We start from the raw sequence: 22,677 nt of genomic DNA, 5'->3' as shown, positions 1-22,677 counted from the left end.
CAACCTTGCCGAATCTGCCGCCGCCGCAAGGCCGCGTTCCCTCTTCAAGCGAGTCTTCGATGAAAAGCCAACCCGATGCCGCCAGCCGTGTGGCGGCCGAGGTCGTCACGCCGTTACCCGTGCCCTCGCGGCTCGGCATGCTGCGTTTCGAACGGCTCAACGAAGCCACCTGGGCCATGCTCTACCTGGACCCGGCCTGCGAGCGCCAGTTCGGCCTGCACGCCGGCGACCTGTGTGCCTTGGTAGATGCACCCTACGCCAGCCTGATGGAACCGGAAGCACGCTACCGGCTGCACGATGAGGTCCAACTGCAACTGGCCCAGCGCGGCTACTACCGCGTGCGCTACACCCTGCACACGCCCAGCGCCTCGCTGCGCCTGCTGGAGGTGGGTGAAGCCTACAAGCAGCATAACCGCCAGCTGTTGCGCGGCTACCTGAGCGTGCTCGATGACCTGCAGGACGATACCGGCGAAGCCGACGCCAACGACCTGGAATCACGCAACAACCGCCTGCAGCTGGCCCTGCAACTGAACCAGCGCGCCCAGCAAGAGCAGCTGGAACACCTGGAGCGCGTGCGCGGCCAGCAGGACCTGATCCTGCGCTTGGCCCGCCAGCGCTACAGTGCCGGTAACTCGCTGCTGGAAGCTGCCCAGCTGATTACCCGCAGCGCCTGCGAAATCTACAAGGTCGACAGCGCCAGCATCTGGCACCTGGACGACCAGCGTCTGGAACCGATCACCGCCTGGTACCGCGTCGCACAAGAGCATCGCCAGCCCGAAGCCATCGATGCCAGCCACTTCCCCGACTACCTTGACGCGCTGCACGCCAGCCGCGCCATCGACGCCCACAACGCCGGCCACGACCCACGCACCCGCGCCCTGGCGCAAAGCTTGCGCCCGGAAAACAAGGCCATGCTCGACGCCAGTATCCGTGTCGATGGCCAGGTAGTCGGCGTGCTGTGCCTGGAGCAGACCGGCCAGCCACGGGCCTGGCAGTCGGACGAGATTGCCTTTGCAGGTGAGCTGGCCGACCAGTTCGCCCAAGTCATCACCAACCACAACCGGCGCACTGCGGCCAGCGCATTGCACCTGTTCCAGCGTGCCGTCGAGCAAAGCGCCAGCGCCTTTTTGCTGGTGAACCGCGATGGCCGGGTGGAGTACGTCAACCCGAGTTTCACTGCAATCACCCAATACAGCACCGATGAAGTGCAAGGCCGTCACCTGGGTGAGCTGCCGGCATTGGAGAACCTCAGCGAATTGCTGTTCGACTCGCCGTCGAGCCTGGCCATGGGCAACAGCTGGCAGGGCGAGTTCAAGAGCCGGCGCAAGAACCTGGAGCCCTACTGGGGCCAGTTGTCGATTTCCAAGGTGTACGGCGATAACCGTGAGCTGACCCACTACATCGGCATCTACGAAGACGTCACCCAGACCAAGCTGGCCCAGCAGCGCATCGAGCGACTGGCCTACACCGACAACCTGACCAACCTGGGCAACCGCCCGGCGTTCATCCGCAGCCTGGACGAGTGCTTTGCCCGCGATGGCGAAAGCGCGATGTGCCTGCTGCTGGTGGACATCGACAACTTCAAGCGCATCAACGACAGCCTTGGCCACCAGACCGGTGACAAGCTGCTGATCAGCCTGGCCCGCCGCCTGCGCAACAGCTTGCACACCGGCGGTATCCTGGCGCGCTTTGCCAGTAACGAGTTCGCGGTATTGCTTGACGACACCAGCCTGGAAGATGGCCAAGGCGTTGCCCAGCAATTGCTGCGCACCCTCGACAAGCCGATGTTCGTCGACAACCAGTTGATCAACGTCACGGCCTCGGTGGGCCTGGCCTACGCGCCGCTGCACGGCGCTGACCCGGCCAGCCTGATGAAAAACGCCGGCCTGGCGTTGCACAAGGCCAAGGCCAACGGCAAGCATCAGGTGCAGGTGTTTACCGAAGTGCTCAATGCCGAAGCCAGCTACAAACTGTTCGTCGAGAACAACCTGCGCCGTGCCCTTACCCAGAACGAGCTGGAAGTGTTCTACCAGCCCAAGATCTGCCTGCGCAGCGGCCGCCTGTTGGGGCTGGAAGCGCTGTTGCGCTGGAACCACCCCGAGCGCGGCATGATCCGCCCGGACCAGTTCATCAGCGTGGCAGAAGAAACCGGCCTGATCATTCCCATTGGCAAATGGGTGATCCGCCAGTCATGCAGCATGAGCCAGCAACTGCGCGAGGCCGGCTTGGGTAACCTGCACGTAGCGATCAACCTGTCGCCCAAGCAGTTTTCCGACCCCGACCTGGTAGCCTCTATCAGCACCATCCTCAAGGAAGAAGCCCTGCCCCCGCACCTGCTGGAGCTGGAGCTGACCGAAGGCCTACTGCTGGAAGCCACCGAAGACACCCACCGCCAGCTGGACGAGCTGAAGGCCCTGGGGCTGACCCTGGCCATGGACGATTTCGGCACCGGTTACTCCTCGCTCAGCTACCTGAAGAAGTTTCCGATCGACATTCTCAAGATCGACCGCAGCTTCATCAATGAGATCCCCGACAACCAGGACGACATGGAAATTACCTCGGCGGTGGTGGCCATGGCGCACAACCTCAAGCTGAAGGTAGTGGCTGAAGGAATCGAGACGCCGGAGCAGCTGGCGTTTCTGCGCCGCCACCGTTGCGACGTGGGCCAGGGTTACCTGTTCGACCGGCCGATTCCGGGACGGGAGCTGGCTGAGCGGCTGAAGCGCTACCCGCGTGGCCCGGTGGCCTGACAGCGGCGTAAACCTCGGGCACTATAGAAGTCATTCGGGCCTCTTCGCGGGCATGCCCGCGAATGCTTCAACACCTATCCAACTGAAAAAACACAGAGGAACGGCCATGGTCCTGCGTTCGGAAATCCTGGTGAACAAAAACGTCATGCCAACTGCGGAACAGGCGCTGCCTGGCCGCGAAACGCCAATGACCCTGCCCGAGTTCCACTACGTGTTCGAAGGCACCCCGCTGCTCGGCCCGTTCTTCGAAGGCGCCATCGACTTCGCCATCTTCGGCCTGGGTTGCTTCTGGGGCGCCGAGCGCCGCTTCTGGCAGCGCGAGGGCGTGGTCAGCACTGTGGTCGGCTACGCCGGCGGTTTCACCCCAAACCCTACCTACGAAGAAGTCTGCTCGGGCCTTACCGGCCACACCGAGGTGGTGCTGGTGGTGTTCGACAAGGACAAAGTCAGCTACCGCGAACTGCTGGCGATGTTCTGGGAGTTGCACAACCCCACCCAGGGTATGCGCCAGGGCAATGACGTCGGCACCCAGTACCGCTCGGCCATCTACTGCACCAGCCCGGAACAGCTGGAACAGGCCAAGGCCAGCCGTGACGCCTTCCAGGTCGAACTGAACAAGGCAGGCTTTGGTGAAATCACCACCGAGATCGACCAGGCGCCGACCGTGTACTTCGCCGAGGCCTATCACCAGCAGTACCTGGCCAAGAATCCGGACGGCTACTGCGGCATCGGCGGCACCGGTGTATGCCTGCCGCCCAGCTTGCAGGGCAACTGAACCATGGCCACGATGACCCTGTTCCATTCGCCGCTGTCGCCCTTCGTGCGCAAGGTCATGGTGGTGCTGCACGAGACCGGCCAGCTTGACCGCGTCACCCTGCAGCCGGTGAACATCAGCCCGGTGAGCGGCGACCCACAGCTCAACCAGGACAACCCGATCGGCAAGATCCCGGCCCTGCGCCTGGAAGACGGCACCGTGCTGCACGACAGCCGGGTGATCTGCGAGTACCTCGACCTGCAACACGTCGGCCTGCCGCTGTTGCCGCGAGAGGGCTCGGCGCGCTGGCGGCGCATGACGCTGGTGTCGCAGGCCGATGCGATCATGGATGCGGCGGTGTCGTCGCGTTATGAAAGCTTCCTGCGGCCCGAGGACAAGCGCTGGGACGGTTGGTTGCAGGCGCAGGGCGACAAGATCCGCCGTAGCCTGGCCAACCTGGAGCAGGAGCATTTGCCCGAGCTGATGTCCGGGTTCGATCTGGCGGCAATTGGCGTGGCCTGTGCGCTGGGGTATCTGGATTTGCGTCAGCCGGAGTTTGGCTGGCGTGAGCGCCAGCCTGGGTTGGCGGCGTGGTATGCCGAGGTGGCCAAGCGACCGTCGATGGTGGCTACCTCTCCAGTGGCCTGACAGGGCCTCTTCGCGGGCACGCCCGCTCCCACAGGGTATGGCGCCAATTTCAAGATGTGCGCCGTACCTGTGGGAGCGGGCACGCCCGCGAATGCCTCACCTAGGTACAACAGGAAACAGCTGACCGATCCGCTGGGCCAGCCACCGCCCAATCTCTCTGTCCTCCCTCATGCCGCCCTCCCCACCCGCGCCCAGTCCAGCCGCCGGGTCAGCACCATGAACACCCCCAGCAAGCCAAAGCACAGCAGCGAGCCCATCAGCAGCGCATAATCCTCGGCGCTCAGCAGCCCGTAGAGCAGCGCATACAAGGCTGCCAACCCTGCCGCGAACCCAACCCCTCGCCCCAGGCTGCGCAACACATGGCTCAGGTAGAAGCCGATCAGCAGCACGCACGCCGAAGCCGACAACCCATACGCCAGGCCAAACCCGATGTGTTCTGACAACGACAGCAACAATAGGTAGAAGAACGCCAGCGCCACGCCCACCAGGATGTACTGCACCGGGTGTACGCTCAGGTTTTTCAGCACTTCGAACAGGAAGAAGCCGGCAAAGGTCAGCGCAATGAACAACAGCGCGTATTTAATCGCCCGTTCGCTTTTCAGGTACTGGTCCACCGGGTCGACAAAGCTCACGCCGAAGCTGCGTTCACTGAAGTCGGCGCACTGCCCGGCAATGGCGCATTGGCGCAGGGCGTCTTCAAGGTTGGTGGCAAAGAACGAAGTCTGCCAATGGGCGCTGAAGCCCTGGGCATCGATGTCGCGGCGGTTGGGCAGGTAGCTGCCGACGAAGCTTGGGTGCGGCCAGTTGGCGCGCATGTCCACGCTGCTGGTGCGGCCCACCGGCACGATGTGCAACTGGCCAGTGCCTTGCAGCGCCAGATCGAAGCCGTAGCTGAATTCCCGCGCCTGCAGGCCGTCCAGCGCTGGGAGGCTGGCATGCACGCCGCCGCGCATCCAGTCGAGCCGGGTACCGGCCTCGAACGGCACCTTTTGCTCATCCATGCTCAGTTCCAGGCCGTTCTCGATGCCGCGGATATCGCTGATGCCCACCACCAGGAACGGCTTGTCGAAGCGGTAGTCGTCGAAGTCCTTGTCGATGCCCCAGCGCTCCGGGAGCTTGAAACGGCCGCTGATGCGGCCTTTGGCGTGGAACAGGCGGGCCTGGTAGATACCTCGGGCACGCAGTTCGGTGTCCACATCCAGGTTGGCGTCGAAGGTTTCCGGCAGGAAGTACAGGTGGCCGGCAACAGTGCTGGTTTCCTGAGTACGCTCGCCATCCTTTTCGATCCAGCGGCGCTGGTACTTGCGATACGGCACCACCAGCAGCGGGCCGCTGAGCTGCTGGTCGAAGCTGGCACTTTGCGCGATGTCGCGCAGTACGTCGTCGCGCAGGGCCTGGCGCTCATCGATCAGGCCGTTGATCAGCAGCAACGGGATGAGCAACAGCACTATGAGCACGGCGATCATGCCGAGTTTGTAACCGAGGGTCTTGGTCATGGGGCCTCCTGTGGCAGTGGGCGCAGTGTCTGCGTCTTGCGTGGAGGCTTCAGGGAGGTTGTGTGGAGATCGTGTGTACTTTCAAGGGCCTCATCGCCGGCAAGCCAGCTCCCACAGGCCTCCACAGCTTTCAAGCCTGGCGCTGTACCTGTGGGAGCTGGCTTGCCGGCGATGGGCTGCAAAGCAGCCCCGGCTATCTCAGCTGATACGCCGCACCGGCAGCCACAACCTCACCCGCACGCCACCATCGACGTTATCCACCGCCAACGCCCCACCATGCAGCTGCATCACTTCAGCCACAAAGTTCAGCCCCAGCCCGGTGCTCTTGCGCCCACTTCCTGGCCGCGGCAGCGAGTAGAACCGCTCGCTGACCCGCCCGATGGCATACGCCGGTATCGCCTGCCCCTGGTTGAACAGGCTCAACGCCACCCGCTCGCCATCGCGTTCCAGGTCGAACAACAGCGCGCCTCCCTCCGGGGTGAAGTCCAACGCGTTGTCGAGCAGGTTGGCCAGCGCCTGGCGCATCAGGAACGGATCACACAGCAAGCGCAAGCCGGCAGGCACCCGCTGACGCACATGCAGACTGGCCCCGTCGATGCGCGCCGCATGGGCCAACAACAACTCGTCCACCAGCGCCGCCAGTGCCACCTGCTGCTCGTCTTCCAGCGCCTGCATCTGCTCGACCCGGGCCAGGTTGAGCAGACGCTCGACCATCTGCTGCAAGCGTTCGCTCTCACGCTCGATATTGCCGGCAAACCGCGCGCGCTGGTCGGTCGGCATATCGTCCTGCAACAGCTCGGACGCCCCGCGAATGGCCGCCAGCGGGCTTTTCAGCTCGTGGGTCAGGGTATGCACGTAACGCTCGACATAGGCCTTGCCCTCCAGCTGCGTGCGCATGCGTTCCACAGCCTGAGCCAAATGCGCCAGCTCGCCGCCCTTGTAATGGGGTAACGCAGCACGCTCGCCTTCGCTCACAGCCTGCGCATAACGAGCCAGCCGACGCAACGAGCGCGACAACCACCACGACAACGCTGCACCGATCAGCAGGCCAAGCCCGATCAGCCCGAGGCCCAGGGTAAGCAAACGCTGTTCGGAGCGGTCGATGTACGGTTGCAGCGAGCTGTTGGGCTTGGCCACGGTGACCACGCCGATGATCTTGCTCTCATCCATGATCGGTGCAGCCACGTGCATCACCGAGGTGCTTTCATCGTTGGGATCGCTGCGGGTGGAGCGGGCACCGTACTCGCCACGCAGGGTCTTCAGCACGTCATTCCACTGCGAATAGTCCTTGCCCAGGGCCTCGCCGGTGGAATCCAGTAGCACGATACCCTTGGCATCGGTGACATAGATGCGGTGGCTGACCTGGGTTTTGGCCAGGCCCCAGATTTGCGCGCCGGGGCTACGCGTGCCATAGGCCTTGAGCACTTCGGGCAGATGGCTTTGGTTCAGGGTACCGGCCTTGACATCATCACGCAGGATCTCGGCCAGCAGGTTGGCGGTGTCTACCAGTGTTTCTTCAGACGACTGGCGCACCACCGGGCGAATCTGTTCGCGCACGGTATTAAGCAAAAAGTAGCCCGCCAACCCGACGAACAGGAAGTACACCAGGAAAATCCGGATGCCCAGGCGCATCAGGCATGGTCCGGGCTGTAGCTGTAGCCGAGGCCGCGGTGGGTCTGGATCGGCTCGGCGTCGCCCGCTACCTGGCGCAGCTTCGCGCGCAGGCTCTTGATATGGCTGTCGATGGTTCGCTCGTAGCCCACATCGGAGGCCACGCCCAAGGCGTCGAGCAACTGTTCGCGGCTGAACACCCGCTGCGGTTGTTCCAGCAGGGATTGCAGCAGACGGAACTCATGGCGGGTCAGGGTGAGTGGCTGGCCACGGTACGTGATCTGCATGCGCAGGGTGTCGAGCTGGAACAGCACGGTATCGGTGGCAGGCTCTGCCCGGGGCGCCATGCGCTTGAGGATCGCGCGCACCCGTGCGGCCACTTCGCGCGGGCTGAAGGGTTTGACCACGTAGTCGTCGGCACCGATTTCCAGGCCTACCACCCGGTCGATTTCACCGTCGCGGGCACTGAGGAACATCACCGGCACCTCGGTGAAACGGCGCAACTGGCGGCAGGTTTCGAAGCCACTGATGTCGGGCAGGCCGATGTCGAGGATGATCAGGTCGGCCGGGCGCTGGCGTTGCTGGTCGAGGGCGGCGCTGCCCAGGGTCACCCATTCAGTACTGTGGCCATCGGCCTGAAGGGCGTAGACCAGGGTGTCGGCGATGGCGGCTTCGTCTTCGACGATGAGGATATGGGGCATGGCGTCCGGCCTTGTTGAGGGCAGACTGCACTTTTAGCTTACTGGCCTCTTCGCGGGCAAGCCCGCTCCCACAGGTACTGTGCTGCCCTTCAGAGCAGCGCTAGTCCTGTGGGAGCGGGCGTGCCCGCGAAAGGGCTAGAACAGGCGGATCGAATCAGCAGTCAGGCTTGCCAGCAGTAAACTTCTTGGCGGGGTTCACGGCAGCCTTGAACTCGCGGAGCGCCTTGGAACCCACCAGCAGCGGGTAATTGAAGCTGCTGCGGTCCACCAGGTTCACCTCCACGGTGCGCTTCACGTCACCCAGGCACAGTTCCAGGTCCACCACCGGGCGCTTGGAGATTTCCGGCGCATCGCCTTCTTCCTCTTCATCGGCGCGGCCCTTGATCTTGCTGATGCGCGATACCTTGTGCTCGTACACCTTGCCATCCGAGTCCTTGGTGGCCAGGCGGAAGCGTACCCATTCCTCGCCATCACGGGTGAACAGTTCGATGTCCTTGGCCGATAACGACGCGGTGAAGGCACCGGTGTCCATCTTGGCTTTCAGGGTTTCGCCCAGCTCGGGCAGGGTGATGTTCTCGTAACGGCCATAGATCGTAGGCTCAGCGGCCATTACCGGCAGTGCCAACAACGACAACAGGGCAAGCAGAGGTTTCACAGGCAGGCTTCCTTGAGAGGGTTCAGTGCTTAGACTGCACGGGCAGGATAGGTTCGCTGTCACAAGGTTAACCAACATGTTGTGAAACATTTGTCCCTGCCGTCGGGCATTGGACATTTGGCGTAGGCTACGGCGCTGCTTATCATTGCCAACCGTTTATCTCCCACAACAAGAGTCTCTTTATGCGTCGCCTGCTGACCGGCATTCTCACTACCACCCTGTTGCTGCTCAATACCGTGGTGTTGATCTGCCCGCTGCTGGTCTTCGCCCTGCTCAAACTGGTGTTGCCGGGCCGTGGCCGCGACTATGCCTCGTGGGCGGTGATGTGGGTAGCCGAAACCTGGTCGGAAATCGACAAGGCCATCTTCGCCTTGTGCATTCCTACCCAATGGGACATTCGCGGCGTCGAGAACCTGCGCAAAGACACCTCGTACCTGGCCGTGAGCAACCACCAGACCTGGGTCGACATCCCCGCGCTGATCGAAAGCCTCAACCGCCGTACACCGTTCTTCAAGTTCTTCCTGAAGAAAGAGCTGATCTGGGTACCGCTGCTGGGCCTGGCATGGTGGGGGCTGGATTACCCGTTCATGAAGCGCTACAGCAAGGCCTTTCTGGAGAAGCACCCCGAGCTCAAGGGCAAGGACCTGGAAATCACCAAGGCCGCCTGCGAGCTGTTCAAACGCCAGCCGGTGACCGTGGTGAACTACCTGGAAGGCACCCGGTTTACCGAGGCCAAGCGCCTGGAACAGCAGTCGCTGTATCGCTACCTGCTCAAACCCAAGGCGGGTGGCGTGGCGTTTGTGTTGGCGGCGTTGGGTGAGCAGCTGGATGCCTTGCTGGATGTGACCATCGTGTACCCCGGCAACAAGGCACCGGGGTTCTGGGATTTGCTCAATGGCAGCATTAGCCGGGTGATTATCGATATTCAGGTGCGTGAGCTCGACCCGGCGTTGTGGGCGGGGGATTACGAGAATGATCCTGAGTTTCGCCAGACTGTGCAGGCCTGGGTGAATCAGCTTTGGGAGGAGAAGGACCAGCGGATTGAGCAACTGCGCCAGGAAATGATCTGAGATTCTTATCGTCTGGGCTGCTCAGCTTCCACAAGAAGACAGTTGCTCCCGCAGGGCCCGGTCTTTAGACAGAAGGCTGAACCAACGGTGCCGGCGTCGTCCACAGGCTACCCAGGTTCTGCAACAACGACCCGGCAATCCCCTGCTGCCCCAGGTACTGCAGAATCAACGGCGCGAACTGCCCGATCATCCCGGTATCCATCCCCAGCGCCTTGAACGCAGTGTCCAGGTCGCTGCGGTTTTCCACATTGCTGCCCAGCGCATTGTTCAAGGCCGACTGGCTCCCGCTGTTCTTGCCCAGCAACTCACCCAGGCCACTCAAGCCACCCAGTGCATTGGCCCCCGCAAGCAGGTCCAGCCCCGGCACCGCCTTGGTCAATTGCCCATAGTCATCGCTGCTCAGGTTATTGCGCGCCAGCCCCAACATCGCCCCTGCCCCGCCAATGGCCTGTTCGGGGGTGATATTCAATTGGCTGCCCAAGGTGTTGAGCAAATTGGCCTGCGCCTCGGGCGCCTGCACCTGACCTTGCTGTTGCTGGTTCTGCATGGCAGACACGGCGTTGGCCGCGTCGCTGAGGTTGAAGGCAAACACCGGGCTTGCGGCCAGGGTCATCAGGGTTGCCAGGGTGAATGCTTTCATCGGAAGGGACCTCATGGGCCGGGATGGCCGGGGAAACGAGGCATTGGACTTAGGGTTTCACGGTTGGTTCCGGGCTGGTTGTCGAGGCTATCAAAGTGGCCCAGGTCAGCGGTGCCAACCTGTCATTTCTATCAGTAGCGCCATGCGCTGGATATCGAAATACTGCTAACAATAATTCACATCAAGCAGGCCAAGGTGATGAAGAAAACCCCTGATTCTGAGCGCGCCCTTCATTTTTCTGCGTACACACCTTACGGGTACGTAGTTAATTCACCTCCAAAGCAAAGGCTGTTGGCATTTAACGGTCAGTTCCGAGATGCTCTGACAGGCCTCTATGCTCTTGGCAACGGTCATCGTTGCTTCAACCCCGTCCTGCAACGATTTCAATCGGCTGATGTAATGAGCCCGTTTGACAAAGGCGGTATCAATGCATATGCCTACTGTGGTGGCGACCCAATCAATCGTCTGGACCCATCAGGTCAAAGTTGGATGAGTTTATTTAAAGGCATCGGCAACTTATTCGGGCGAACCAGAAGTCGAGATCGAATCCCTGTACCTCACAGAGCACCCACCATCCAAGAACGGTACCCGTCTCAACCAGAATATTCCGGCATCAACTCGCGAAGCTCTGACGGTAGTTCCTCCTCTAACTATGCCAGCCTTAACTCGCACAGCTCTAGCGGTAGTTTTTCCTCTAACTATGCCGACCTTAACTCGTATGAATCAGTATCCGCACAAGGTGCGCCTACTCTACCGCGAAGAGCACCACCCTCTAGCCATGGTTCCAGTAGCCGCTTCTCGGTCAACAATCCTGATCGGATACCAACCGGCCGTAACGCTGATGATATCGGAATTTGGGCTGACCATACACGAACAGTGCCTGGCAAAGAGCCGTTTCAAGGCCTCTCTGAAATAACCAGGGAGATATCGATTGCCGCAAGTCTTTCAGCTCAAAAAAATGGAAGAATCAAGAGCAATATAATGAGGGGAATAATGAGAGATCATCACCCAGGCAGGCTATACATGTATGCTCAGGACGGCCAAATACTAAGTCTACAACAGAATATTCAACGGCGTATTCGCCGACGAAATGAGTGAATCAGCGAGTATAGGGTGTAAAAAGCCCCTCAAATTGAGGGGCTCTTATTAAGCGAAATTTGTTACGCCGCACCCCACATCTTGTGCGGGTCGATCACAAACTTCTTCGGCACACCCGCATCAAACTCGCCATACCCTTCCGGCGCCTGATCCAGGTTGATCACCTGCACACCCACCACTTCAGCAATGTTGATACGATCCCACATGATCGCCTGCATCAGCTGGCGGTTGTACTTCATGGTCGGGGTCTGGCCGGTGTGGAAGCTGTGCGACTTCGCCCAGCCCAAGCCAAAGCGAATGCTCAGCGCGCCGATCTTGGCAGCGGCATCCACCGCGCCCGGGTCTTCGGTCACGTACAGGCCCGGAATACCAATGCTGCCGGCAACGCGGGTAACCTGCATCAGCGAGTTCAGCACGGTGGCCGGGGCTTCGTGCTTGGCGCCCTCGTGGCCATGGCCGCGGGCTTCGAAACCGACGGCGTCGACGGCGCAGTCCACTTCCGGCTCACCGAGGATGTCGACGATCTGCTCGTGCAGCGGGGTGTCCTTGGACAGGTCGACCACTTCAAAGCCCTGGGACTTGGCGTGCGCCAGGCGGGCCGGGTTGAGGTCGCCGACGATGACGCAGGCGGCGCCCAGCAGGCGGGCCGAGGCAGCGGCAGCCAGACCGACCGGGCCAGCGCCCGCGACGTAAACGGTGCTGCCTGGGCCTACGCCGGCAGTGACGGCGCCGTGGTAACCGGTTGGCAGGATGTCGGACAGGCAGGTCAGGTCACGGATCTTTTCCATGGCCTTATCGCGCTCGGGCAGTTTCAGCAGGTTGAAGTCGGCGTATGGCACCAGCACGTATTCCGCCTGGCCACCGGTCCAGTCGCCCATGTCGACGTAGCCGTAGGCACCGCCGGCGCGGGCCGGGTTGACGGTGAGGCACACGCCGGTGTGCATCTCTTTGCAGGAGCGGCAGCGGCCGCAGGCGACGTTGAACGGTACCGACACCAGGTCGCCGATCTGCATGCGCTCGACGTCGCTGCCCTTCTCGACGATTTCACCAGTGATTTCGTGGCCCAGGACCAGGCCGACCTGGGCAGTGGTGCGGCCGCGGACCATGTGCTGGTCGGAGCCGCAGATGTTGGTGGAGACCACCTTGAGGATGACGCCGTGTTCGATCTTCTTGCCGCGCGGGTCCTGCATTTTCGGGTAGTCGATCTTCTGCACTTCGACCTTGCCGGCGCCGAGATATACCACTCCACGATTGCCAGACATGCTCTTACCTCGCTTGATTTGTATTTATGCAGCGGTGGTTGAACGCGCCGCCATCCATGGGCGGCATGTGTTTCTGGAATGAGGGGAATTGTGGGCCTGATGGGCCGGGATGCACTGACTGGGAGCGACAGAGAGATGCCTTTTAGCGGCAGGGGTGTCGCTGGAGGGTATGGAGGATGAAACAGGGGTGTTGACCTGTTCTGGCCTCTTCGCGGGCAAGCCCGCGAAGAGGCCAGTGAAGGCTGTTACAAAACGACCGTCCGGTTGGCGTTGAGGAACACCCGACGCTCGATGTGATAACCCACAGCCCGCGCCAGGGTCAGGCACTCGATGTCGCGCCCTTTGGCAATCAGGTCTTCCGGGTAATGGCTGTGGTCCACCACTTCCACGCCCTGAGCAATGATCGGCCCTTCGTCCAGGTCGTTGTTGATGTAATGCGCAGTCGCGCCGACCATCTTCACGCCCTTGTTGTACGCCTGGTGATAAGGCTTGGCGCCTTTGAACCCTGGCAACAACGAGTGGTGAATGTTGATGGCCCAGCCATCCAGGCGCCTGCACAACTCAGGCGATAGCACCTGCATGTAGCGAGCGAGGATAACCAGCTCGGCGCCGGTCTCCTCGATCACCTGCAGCACCTTGCGCTCCTGCCCAGGCTTATCCTTAGGATCGAGCGCGAAGTGGTAGTAAGGAATCTTGTGCCACTGGGCCAGCGGTTCGAGGTCGGGATGGTTGGACACCACCGCAACCACGTCCATACCCAACTGGCCGATGCGCTGGCGGTACAGCAGATCGTTCAGGCAGTGGTCGGCCTTGGACACCATGATCACCACCTTGGGGCGGTGATTCGGTGCGGTCAGCTCAAACGTCATGCCGAACGCTTCGCTGCGCTCGGCAAGGCCGGCCCGGAAGCCCGCCTCGTCGAAATCATCCGGCTGGCGGAACTCCACACGAATGAAGAAGCGCCCCGACTGCCGGTCATCGAAGGAGTGGTGCTCCGTCACGTAGCAGCGCTGCTCGAAGAGATAACGCGTCACCACGTCGACGGTGCCGAGCATGCTCGGGCAGTCGGCGGTGAGAATCCAGGTATCCGGTGCCCGACTCATGTTCTGCGCTCCTTAAGCTTCGATGCTCAGGCCGTACTCGGCCGAAGCGTCCTGCAGCCACAGCCACCAGTAGTCGGCGAAACTGCGGCGAATCACCAGTTCCCAGGTGTCTTCTGCAGTGCGGCGGATCACCAGTTGCGACTTGGCGAACACGGTACCCACTGCCTTGCCCACCGGGAAGTTGTTCGGGTGAACATCATAGCTGGTGGACTTCATCAGCACTTCACGCACATTCGGGCCGCGCAGTTCCAGCAGGCTTTGCCCGCCGCTCACGTTGACCACCTGGATGTGCTGGCCTTCAAGGGCTGCACGCAGCTTTTGCTCGACAGCCAGTTCCTGGCCACCGGGTACGATCAGCAACCATTCATCCGGGCCGACCCATTGCAGCGACATGTCGTTGTTGGCGACCACGGTCAGGGCCACCGGCAGCTCCAGGCCCAGGGCCTTGTGCACGCCTGCGGCGAATTCCGGGTTGTGGCCATCGCCGCGAAGGGTGAGGTGGCCAAGGAACTTGCGTTCACGCAGGGTCACGCCTGCGTTCTTGCGGCCTTTGCCAACCAGGCTGGCCAGGTCGGCGTGGTGCAGTGGCGACTGGGCCTTGGCCTCGGCGCCGGGGTTTTGCTGGAAGACGTTGATAGCGCTCATTTCTTACCTGCCTTGAATTCTTGTTCGTCAGGGCAGCGCAGCACCGGGTTTTGGGCTGCGCCGCTATCCGGGGGCCTTTAGACGTTCTGCCGCTCACCCTTCGGATCGAAGAACACCGAAGACACGATCTCCGCCTCGATCACGCTGCCATCCGCCTGCGGCGAGTACACGCGCTCGCCCATGCGCTTGAGGCCGCCTTTGACCACGCCCATGGCGAACGAGTAGCCCAGGGAGTTGGACGCGTAGCTGGAGGTCACGTGGCCAACCATGTCCATCGGGATCGGCTGTTTCGGGTCGAATACCAGCTGGGCGCCTTCCGGCAGCCATTTGGTCGGGTCGACCGGCTTCAGGCCTACCAGTTGCTTGCGGTTCTCGCGCACGCAGTCTTCACGGTTCATGCCACGCAGGCCGATCCACGAGAACGGCTTGTTGCGGCCCACGCACCAACTCATGTTCAGGTCGTCCGGGGTCATCGAGCCGTCGGTGTCCTGGCCCACGATGATGAAGCCCTTCTCGGCACGCAGTACGTGCATGGTCTCGGTGCCGTACGGGGTCAGGTTGTACTTCTTGCCGGCCTCGATGATCTGTTCCAGCACGCCCATGGCGTAGTTGGCCTGCACGTTCACTTCGTACGACAGCTCACCGGTGAACGAGATACGGAACACACGGGCTGGCACGCCGCCCACGTTGCCTTCCTTCCAGGTCATGAACGGGAAGGCTTCCTTGTCCATGTCGATGTCGGTCAGCTCGCTCAGCAGCTTGCGGCTGTTGGGGCCGGACAGGGTCATGGTGGCCCAGTGGTCGGTGACCGAAGTGAAGTACACCTTCAGCTCTGGCCATTCGGTCTGGTGGTACAGCTCCATCCACTGCAGCACGCGGGCGGCGCCGCCGGTGGTGGTGGTCATGATGAAGTGGTTATCGCCAACGCAGGCAGTTACGCCGTCGTCGAAGACCATGCCGTCTTCCTTGCACATCAGGCCGTAGCGGGCCTTGCCCACGTCGAGCTTGGTCCAGGCGTTGGTGTAGATGCGGTTGAGGAACTCGCGCGCATCCGGGCCCTGGATATCGATCTTGCCCAGGGTGGAGGCGTCCAGCAGGCCCACGCTGTCGCGCACGGCCTTGCATTCACGGGCCACGGCGGCATGGATGTCTTCACCGGCTTTCGGGAAGTACCACGGGCGCTTCCACTGGCCGACGTCTTCGAACTCGGCGCCGTTCTTCACGTGCCAGGCATGCAGGGCGGTGAAGCGCACCGGCTCGAACAGGTGACCACAGTGACGGCCCGCTACGGCGCCGAAGGTAACCGGCGTGTAGTTGGGGCGGAACATGGTGGTGCCCATTTCCGGGATGGTGATGCCGATCGAACGGGCGGCGATGGCCAGGCCGTTGATGTTGCCCAGTTTGCCCTGGTCGGTACCGAAGCCCAACGCGGTGTAGCGTTTGACGTGCTCGACCGACTCGAAGCCTTCACGGGTGGCCAGTTCGATACCGGCAGCGGTCACGTCGTTCTGCTGGTCGACGAACTGCTTCGGCCCCTTGGTGCCCTTGTCGTGCGGCACCAGGAACAGCGCCACGGTGGCCTCTTCCTTGCGTGCAACGGTTTTCGGCAGGGTGCCGACGGTTGCCTTGAAGCCTGCTTCGGTGGCTGCGCGCACGCCGCCTTCGAAGCCATCGGCAATCACGTCGCCAAGGGCGTAGACACCATTGATACCACCCACGCATTCGCGTTTTTGCGGCGCATCGCCCGGCACGAAGCCGAGGATGTCGTCACGCCATACCGGGCGACCGCCCAGGTGCGAGGCCAGGTGTACGATCGGGCTGTAGCCGCCCGAGGACGCGATCAGGTCGCACTCGAGGGTTTCGCCTGGGCTGGTGACTTTGTGCGCCTGCACATCGATGGCGGCCACACGGGCGCCGGTGACGTGCTTGCTGCCTTTGGCCTCGACCACGGCGCTGGAGGTAAGGATACGAATGCCCTTGGCACGCGCTTCTTCAACCAGCGAGCCACGTGGGTTGTGGCGGGCGTCGGCGATGGCGACCACTTGCAGGCCAGCGTCGTGCCAGTCCAGCGCGGCGCGGTAGGCGTGATCGTTGTTGGTCGACAGCACCAGCTTGCGGCCTGGGGCCACGCCGTAGCGGCGAACGTAGGTAGAAACGGCACCGGCCAGCATGTTACCCGGCACGTCGTTGTTGCCGTACACCAGCGGGCGCTCGTGGGCGCCGGCAGCCAGTACCACGCGTTTGGCGCGTACACGGTGCACACGGTGGCGAACCTGGCCGATCGGGGCGCGGTCGCCGAGGTGGTCGGTGAGGCGCTCGTGGATGGTCAGGAAGTTATGGTCGTGGTAGCCGTTGACCGTGGCGCGTGGCAGCAGGGTAACTTCCGGCAGGCCTTCCAGCTCTTTGACCACGGCGTTGACCCAGTCGGTGGCAGGCTTGCCGTCGAGGGTTTCGCGGGTGTCGAGCAGGCTGCCGCCGAACTCTTCCTGCTCGTCAGCCAGGATCACGCGGGCACCGCTGCGCGCAGCGGCCAGGGCAGCGGCCAGGCCAGCAGGGCCGGCACCGACGATCAGCACGTCGCAGTGCTGGTTCATGTAGTCGTAGCTGTCCGGGTCGTTCTGCAGCGGCGCACGGCCCAGGCCTGCGGCTTTGCGGATGTACTTCTCGTACGTCATCCAGAACGATTTCGGGTACATGAAGGTTTTGTAGTAGAAGCCCGGCGGCATCATGCTGCCGCCCACCTTGCCAAGGATGCCCATGACGTCGTTGTTGACGTTCGGCCAGCCGTTGGTGCTGGTGGCGACAAGGCCTGCGTACAGCGCCTGCTGGGTGGCACGCACGTTCGGGATCTGGGTGGCTTCGCTGGAGCCGATCTGCAGGATGGCGTTCGGCTCTTCGGTACCTGCAGCGATGATGCCGCGTGGACGCGAGTACTTGAAGCTGCGGCCAACGATGTCGACGCCGTTGGCCAGCAACGCGGCGGCCAGGCTGTCACCGGCATAACCCTGGTAGGTCTTGCCGTTGAAACTGAAGTTCAGGACCTTGCTGCGGTCGATACGGCCGCCGCTGGCGAGGCGATAGGTCTGGCTCATACTTTTTCCCCTTGGCCTTTGACGGTCGACGGTGCGTTTGCAGCTTTACCGTTGGCGGTCACTTGCGGCTTCTCGCCAATCTTGTAGGTTTCCAGAATCTCGTAGGTCACGGTGTCGCGGGTGACATTGAAGTACTGGCGGCAGCCGGCAACGTGGTCCCACAGTTCATGGTGAATCCCGCGTGGGTTGTCACGGTAGAACATGTAGGTACCCCACTCCTCGTCGGAGCAGGCGTTAGGGTCCAGCGGGCGGGCGATGTGCGCCTGGCCAGAGGCGTGGAACTCTTCTTCGGAGCGCAGCTCGCCGCAGTGGGGACAGAAAATATGCAACATGACGGTGTCTCCGGTTAGTGGGCGACGGCGGCGGCGCCGTGTTCGTCGATCAGTGCGCCGTTGTAGAAACGGTCCATGGAGAACGGCGCGGCCAGTGGGTGCATTTCGCCCTTGGCCAGGCTCGCGGCGAAGACGTTGCCCGAACCCGGGGTCGCCTTGAAGCCGCCAGTACCCCAACCGCAGTTGAAGAACATGTTCTTGACCGGGGTCTTGGTGATGATCGGGCAGGCGTCTGGCGAGGTATCGACGATGCCACCCCACTGGCGGTTCATGCGAACGCGCGACAGGTTGGGGAACATTTCGACGATGGCCTGCAGGGTGTGCTCGATCACCGGGTACGAACCGCGCTGGCCGTAGCCGACCCAGCCATCGATACCGGCACCGATCACCAGGTCGCCCTTGTCGGACTGGCTGATGTAGCCGTGTACGGCGTTGGACATGATCACGCTGTCGATGATCGGCTTGATCGGCTCGGACACCAGCGCTTGCAGCGGGTGCGATTCCAGCGGCAGGCGGAAGCCGGCCAGCTTGGCCATGTGCCCGGAGTTACCGGCGGTGACCACACCAACGCGCTTGGCGCCAATGAAGCCTTTGTTGGTTTCCACACCGATGACCGCGCCGTTTTCCTTGCGGAAGCCGATCACTTCGGTTTGCTGGATCAGGTCAACGCCCAGGGCGTCGGCAGCACGGGCGAAGCCCCAGGCCACGGCGTCGTGACGGGCCACGCCACCACGGCGCTGCACGGTGGCACCCAGGATCGGGTAGCGGGTGTTCTTGGAGCAGTCCAGGTACGGGATTTCTGCGGCAACCTGGGCGGTGTTCAGCAGCTCGCCATCCACGCCGTTCAGGCGGTTGGCGCTGACGCGGCGCTCGGAGTCACGCATGTCCTGCAAGGTGTGGCACAGGTTGTACACGCCGCGCTGGGAGAACATGACGTTGTAGTTCAGGTCCTGAGACAGGCCTTCCCACAGCTTCATGGCGTGCTCGTACAGGTGCGCCGACTCGTCCCACAGGTAGTTGGAACGCACGATGGTGGTGTTACGGGCGGTGTTGCCGCCGCCCAGGTAGCCCTTCTCGATAACGGCGACGTTGGTGATGCCGTGCTCTTTGGCCAGGTAATAAGCCGTGGCCAGGCCATGGCCGCCACCGCCGACGATAACCACGTCGTACACCTTTTTAGGGGTGGGCGTGCGCCACATGCGCTGCCAGTTTTCGTGGTGGCTGAGGGAGTGTTTGAAAAGGCCGAAGCCCGAGTAGCGTTGCATGGTCGTTTACTCCACTCAGCGGTAAACAGGGAAGTCGGCGCACAGGGCAGCGACGTTCTTCGCCACATCGGCTTCGACGTCGGCGTCACCGAGGTTGTCGAGGATGTCGCAGATCCAGCCGGCCAGGGCCACGCACTGGGCAACCTTGAAGCCACGGGTGGTGACGGCCGGGGTACCGATGCGCAGGCCCGAGGTGACGAACGGCGACTGCGGGTCGTTCGGCACGGCGTTCTTGTTGACGGTAATGTGCGCGCGGCCGAGGGCGGCGTCAGCATCTTTACCCGTCAGGCCCTGGCGAATCAGGCTGACCAGGAACAGGTGGTTGTCGGTGCCACCGGATACCACGTCGTAGCCACGGTCGATGAACACCTGGGCCATGGCCTGGGCGTTTTCGATCACTTGTTGCTGGTAGGCCTTGAAGCCTGGCTCCAGTGCTTCCTTGAAGCACACGGCCTTGGCGGCGATCACGTGCATCAGCGGGCCGCCCTGGGCGCCTGGGAATACAGCGGCGTTCAGCTTTTTCTCGATCTCTTCGTTCGACTTGGCCAGGATCAGGCCGCCACGTGGGCCGCGCAGGGTCTTGTGGGTGGTAGTAGTCACCACGTCTGCGAACGGAATCGGGTTCGGGTACAGGCCAGCAGCAACCAGACCGGCAACGTGGGCCATGTCGACGAACAGCAGCGCACCGACCTTGTCGGCGATGGCGCGGAAGCGTGGGAAGTCGAGGGTTTTGGAGTAGGCCGAGAAGCCGGCAACGATCATTTTCGGCTTGTGCTCGACGGCCAGGCGCTCGACTTCGTCGTAGTCGATCAGGCCGGTGTTGGTGTCGATGCCGTACTGAACAGCGTTGTACAGCTTGCCCGAGGACGACACTTTAGCGCCGTGGGTCAGGTGGCCGCCGTGGGCCAGGCTCATGCCGAGGATGGTGTCACCGGCCTGCAGCAGGGCCAGGTAGACAGCGCCGTTGGCCGACGAACCGGAGTGCGGCTGGACGTTGGCGTAGTCGGCGCCGAACAGCTGCTTGGCGCGCTCGATGGCCAGGGCTTCTACCTTGTCCACGTGCTCGCAGCCACCGTAGTAGCGCTTGCCCGGGTAGCCTTCGGCGTACTTGTTGGTGAGGCCGCTGCCTTGGGCCTGCATGACGCGCTTGCTGGTGTAGTTCTCCGAGGCGATCAGCTCGATGTGATCTTCCTGGCGCTGTTCTTCGGCATTCATCGCCGCCAGCAGTGCGTCGTCGTAACCTTGGATCTGGTCTTGCTTGCTGAACATCGTGTATCTCCCGGCAGCGATCGTTTTTTGTCGTGGGGCACTGTGGCCCTTTGTGGCGATGTTATGACTGGTCGGGGCGGGTCAGATGCCTGCGCACGCCTTGCAATGGCGCGTTTACGACATTGGCTTTTGTGTTAGTCGTGCCGGCCTCTTCGCGGGACAAGCCCGCTCCCACAATGGCCCTGTGTACACGGGCCATTGTGGGAGCGGGCTTGTCCCGCGAAGAGGCCGGTCCAGACAACCCTGAAATCAGCTTATGTCGGGGTTGTATAGGCAACCGCTGAATCGATGGTTTAGAGTGCTGTTCTGCGTCGTTCACAGGACCGTGTCATGACAGATAAGAGCCAACAATTCGCCAGCGACAACTATTCCGGCATCTGCCCAGAAGCCTGGGCAGCAATGGAAAAGGCCAACCACGGCCACGACCGCGCTTACGGCGACGACCAGTGGACCGAGCGCGCCTCGGAATACTTCCGCAACCTGTTCGAAACCGACTGCGAGGTGTTCTTCGCCTTCAACGGCACCGCCGCCAACTCCCTGGCCCTGGCCTCGCTGTGCCAGAGCTACCACAGCGTCATCTGCTCCGAGACCGCGCACGTCGAAACCGACGAATGCGGTGCCCCGGAGTTCTTCTCCAACGGTTCCAAGCTGCTGACGGCGGCCAGCGTCAACGGCAAGCTGACGCCGGAATCCATCCGTGAAGTGGCGCTCAAGCGCCAAGACATCCACTACCCAAAACCACGTGTGGTCACCATCACACAGGCCACCGAAGTAGGCACCGTTTATCGCCCAGATGAGCTCAAAGCGATCAGCGCAACCTGTAAGGAACTGGGGCTGAACCTGCACATGGATGGCGCGCGCTTTACCAATGCCTGCGCGTTTCTCGGCTGCAGCCCGGCCGAGCTGACCTGGAAGGCCGGTGTAGATGTGCTGTGCTTTGGCGGCACCAAGAACGGCATGGCCGTGGGTGAGGCGATCCTGTTCTTCAACCGCCAGCTGGCCGAAGACTTCGACTACCGCTGCAAGCAGGCCGGGCAACTGGCGTCGAAGATGCGCTTCCTGTCGGCACCGTGGGTGGGCCTATTGGAAGATGGCGCCTGGTTGCGCCATGGCAACCACGCCAACCACTGCGCGCAGTTGCTGGCCTCGCTGGTAAGTGACCTGCCGGGTGTGGAGCTGATGTTCCCGGTGGAGGCCAACGGGGTGTTTCTGCAGATGCCGGAGCACGCGATTGAAGCGCTGCGCGGCAAGGGGTGGCGGTTCTATACCTTTATTGGCAGCGGCGGTGCACGGTTCATGTGCTCGTGGGATACCGAGGAAGAGCGGGTGCGGGAGCTGGCGGCGGATATCCGTAGCATCATCACTGACTGACAGGCCGCATCGCGGGGCAAGCCCGCACCCACAAGTACAGCGCCGTCGCTGAGATTGGCGCTGTACTTGTGGGTGCGGGCTTGCCCCGCGAAAAAGCCAACACCGATCTAGAGCCTGAACCCACCCATCTGTCGCGCCAGGTCATCGGCCAAGCCACGCAGCGCCTGGCACTCCTCGCGACACCCTTGCACCTCCGCCGCCGTCTCCCGCGCCAGGTCGGAAATCCCCTGCACTGTCCGGTTGATCTCTTCAGTCACCGCCGACTGCTCTTCCGTCGCCGTTGCCACTTGATGGTTCATGTCGCTAATGTGCTCCACCTGGTCGGTAATTGCACCCAGCGACGCCCCGGTGCGCTGGCTCGATGCCACACCACTGCCAGTCGCCTGCTGCCCCGCCTGCATCGAGCTCACCGCCGAACCCGCGCCCTGCTTCAGGCGCTGGATCATCTGCTGCACTTCGTCGGTGGACAGCTGTGTACGTCTGGCCAACGTACGCACCTCATCGGCCACCACGGCAAACCCGCGCCCCATCTCCCCTGCCCGTGCGGCCTCGATGGCAGCGTTCAACGCCAGCAAATTGGTTTGTTCAGAGATGCTACGGATTACTGCGAGCACTTCATCGATCGAGGCGACTTCATCAGCCAACTGGCTGACGGCATCAGCGGCCTTGCCGATGTCGCCCGACATCCCCTCGATACCACGAATCGAGCGTTGCACCACCTCACGCGCCTGCAAGGCCTCGTCCCGTGCCGACTGCGAGGCCTGCGCCGCCTCACCGGCATTGCGGGCTATGTCCTGCACGGTCAGACCCATCTCGTGTACAGCGGTGGCGACCATCTCGGTCATTTCCTGCTGCCGTCCGGAACGCTCGGCGGTGTTGTCCACCACCTGAGTCACCTGCTCAACCGCCCGATGC

19 protein-coding genes are annotated in these 22,677 nt (G+C 62.3%); 6 read left to right on the top strand and 13 right to left on the bottom strand.

The window, feature by feature from the left end; all coding sequences use genetic code 11:
• Positions 1–59: 59 nt before the first annotated feature.
• From FHW75_RS21965 to FHW75_RS21955, 3 genes are all read left to right on the top strand, one after another.
• Positions 60–2,750, top strand: a complete 2,691-nt coding sequence (locus FHW75_RS21965) for a bifunctional diguanylate cyclase/phosphodiesterase (RefSeq protein WP_025754055.1) — start codon at positions 60–62, stop codon at positions 2,748–2,750.
• A 106-nt stretch (positions 2,751–2,856) separates the two neighbouring features.
• Positions 2,857–3,525, top strand: coding sequence for a peptide-methionine (S)-S-oxide reductase MsrA (gene msrA, locus FHW75_RS21960; RefSeq protein ID WP_016714536.1), 669 nt, complete (start codon positions 2,857–2,859; stop codon positions 3,523–3,525).
• A gap of 3 nt (positions 3,526–3,528) precedes the next feature.
• The gene (locus FHW75_RS21955; RefSeq protein WP_027610129.1) at positions 3,529–4,152 is read left to right on the top strand and encodes a glutathione S-transferase; all 624 of its coding nucleotides are present in this window, start codon (positions 3,529–3,531) and stop codon (positions 4,150–4,152) included.
• A 167-nt stretch (positions 4,153–4,319) separates the two neighbouring features.
• On the opposite strand, the gene creD is transcribed toward FHW75_RS21955, so the two are convergent.
• The 4 genes from creD to FHW75_RS21935 all read right to left on the bottom strand — a co-directional run bounded on the left by creD (position 4,320) and on the right by FHW75_RS21935 (position 8,615).
• On the bottom strand, positions 4,320–5,648 hold the full coding sequence (creD, locus tag FHW75_RS21950; protein WP_025754057.1) for a cell envelope integrity protein CreD: 1,329 nt from the start codon (positions 5,646–5,648) through the stop codon (positions 4,320–4,322).
• Positions 5,649–5,846: 198 nt separating this feature from the next.
• Positions 5,847–7,280 (bottom strand): two-component system sensor histidine kinase CreC, encoded by a 1,434-nt coding sequence (gene creC / locus FHW75_RS21945; protein ID WP_019096439.1) that lies wholly within the window; start codon positions 7,278–7,280, stop codon positions 5,847–5,849.
• Positions 7,280–7,960 carry a two-component system response regulator CreB gene (gene creB, locus FHW75_RS21940; RefSeq protein WP_019096440.1) on the bottom strand — a complete coding sequence of 227 codons (681 nt, stop codon included), beginning with the start codon at positions 7,958–7,960 and terminating at the stop codon, positions 7,280–7,282. Before creB ends, creC begins: the two co-directional genes overlap by 1 nt.
• A gap of 154 nt (positions 7,961–8,114) precedes the next feature.
• A complete protein-coding gene (locus FHW75_RS21935) occupies positions 8,115–8,615 on the bottom strand; it encodes an ATP-dependent zinc protease (RefSeq protein WP_019096441.1) in 501 nt (166 codons plus the stop codon).
• A gap of 182 nt (positions 8,616–8,797) precedes the next feature.
• On the opposite strand from FHW75_RS21935, the gene FHW75_RS21930 reads away from it, so the two are divergent.
• Positions 8,798–9,685, top strand: a complete 888-nt coding sequence (locus FHW75_RS21930) for an acyltransferase (RefSeq protein ID WP_183674559.1) — start codon at positions 8,798–8,800, stop codon at positions 9,683–9,685.
• Between the two features lie 64 nt (positions 9,686–9,749).
• Here the strand turns inward: FHW75_RS21930 and FHW75_RS21925 are convergent, their stop codons facing one another.
• On the bottom strand, positions 9,750–10,325 hold the full coding sequence (locus FHW75_RS21925; protein WP_027610131.1) for a DUF2780 domain-containing protein: 576 nt from the start codon (positions 10,323–10,325) through the stop codon (positions 9,750–9,752).
• A gap of 198 nt (positions 10,326–10,523) precedes the next feature.
• On the opposite strand from FHW75_RS21925, the gene FHW75_RS27285 reads away from it, so the two are divergent.
• Positions 10,524–11,423 (top strand): RHS repeat-associated core domain-containing protein, encoded by a 900-nt coding sequence (locus tag FHW75_RS27285; RefSeq protein ID WP_183674556.1) that lies wholly within the window; start codon positions 10,524–10,526, stop codon positions 11,421–11,423.
• Positions 11,424–11,485: 62 nt separating this feature from the next.
• Here the strand turns inward: FHW75_RS27285 and fdhA are convergent, their stop codons facing one another.
• From fdhA to FHW75_RS21885, 7 genes are all read right to left on the bottom strand, one after another.
• Complete coding sequence (fdhA, locus tag FHW75_RS21915) at positions 11,486–12,685, bottom strand: formaldehyde dehydrogenase, glutathione-independent (protein ID WP_012270123.1); 1,200 nt, start codon at positions 12,683–12,685, stop codon at positions 11,486–11,488.
• Positions 12,686–12,930: 245 nt separating this feature from the next.
• Positions 12,931–13,788, bottom strand: a complete 858-nt coding sequence (gene purU, locus FHW75_RS21910) for a formyltetrahydrofolate deformylase (protein WP_019096474.1) — start codon at positions 13,786–13,788, stop codon at positions 12,931–12,933.
• Positions 13,789–13,800: 12 nt separating this feature from the next.
• Positions 13,801–14,433, bottom strand: a complete 633-nt coding sequence (locus FHW75_RS21905; RefSeq protein WP_016484539.1) for a sarcosine oxidase subunit gamma — start codon at positions 14,431–14,433, stop codon at positions 13,801–13,803.
• Positions 14,434–14,510: 77 nt separating this feature from the next.
• A complete protein-coding gene (locus tag FHW75_RS21900; RefSeq protein WP_019096473.1) occupies positions 14,511–17,525 on the bottom strand; it encodes a sarcosine oxidase subunit alpha in 3,015 nt (1,004 codons plus the stop codon).
• Positions 17,522–17,857: a sarcosine oxidase subunit delta gene (locus FHW75_RS21895; protein ID WP_012270119.1), complete on the bottom strand. Its 336-nt coding sequence runs from the start codon at positions 17,855–17,857 to the stop codon at positions 17,522–17,524. Before FHW75_RS21895 ends, FHW75_RS21900 begins: the two co-directional genes overlap by 4 nt.
• 14 nt (positions 17,858–17,871) lie before the next feature.
• Complete coding sequence (locus FHW75_RS21890; protein ID WP_003255680.1) at positions 17,872–19,122, bottom strand: sarcosine oxidase subunit beta family protein; 1,251 nt, start codon at positions 19,120–19,122, stop codon at positions 17,872–17,874.
• A 15-nt stretch (positions 19,123–19,137) separates the two neighbouring features.
• Entirely contained in the window at positions 19,138–20,391 is a 1,254-nt protein-coding gene (locus FHW75_RS21885; protein ID WP_003255681.1) for a serine hydroxymethyltransferase, read from the bottom strand.
• A 330-nt stretch (positions 20,392–20,721) separates the two neighbouring features.
• Between FHW75_RS21885 and FHW75_RS21880 the strand changes: the two genes are divergently transcribed.
• Entirely contained in the window at positions 20,722–21,762 is a 1,041-nt protein-coding gene (locus tag FHW75_RS21880) for a low specificity L-threonine aldolase (protein ID WP_016714524.1), read from the top strand.
• Between the two features lie 107 nt (positions 21,763–21,869).
• Here FHW75_RS21880 and FHW75_RS27280 read toward each other — a convergent pair whose 3' ends face one another.
• Positions 21,870–22,598, bottom strand: a complete 729-nt coding sequence (locus FHW75_RS27280; RefSeq protein WP_371257978.1) for a methyl-accepting chemotaxis protein — start codon at positions 22,596–22,598, stop codon at positions 21,870–21,872.
• Between the last annotated feature and the right edge of the window lie 79 nt (positions 22,599–22,677).

Origin of the sequence: Pseudomonas sp. OG7 (assembly GCF_014192825.1) — a bacterium.
GTDB lineage: Bacteria > Pseudomonadota > Gammaproteobacteria > Pseudomonadales > Pseudomonadaceae > Aquipseudomonas > Aquipseudomonas monteilii.
Note: the sequence above shows the minus strand (reverse complement) of the source record. Positions and strands in the feature narration are given on the sequence as shown.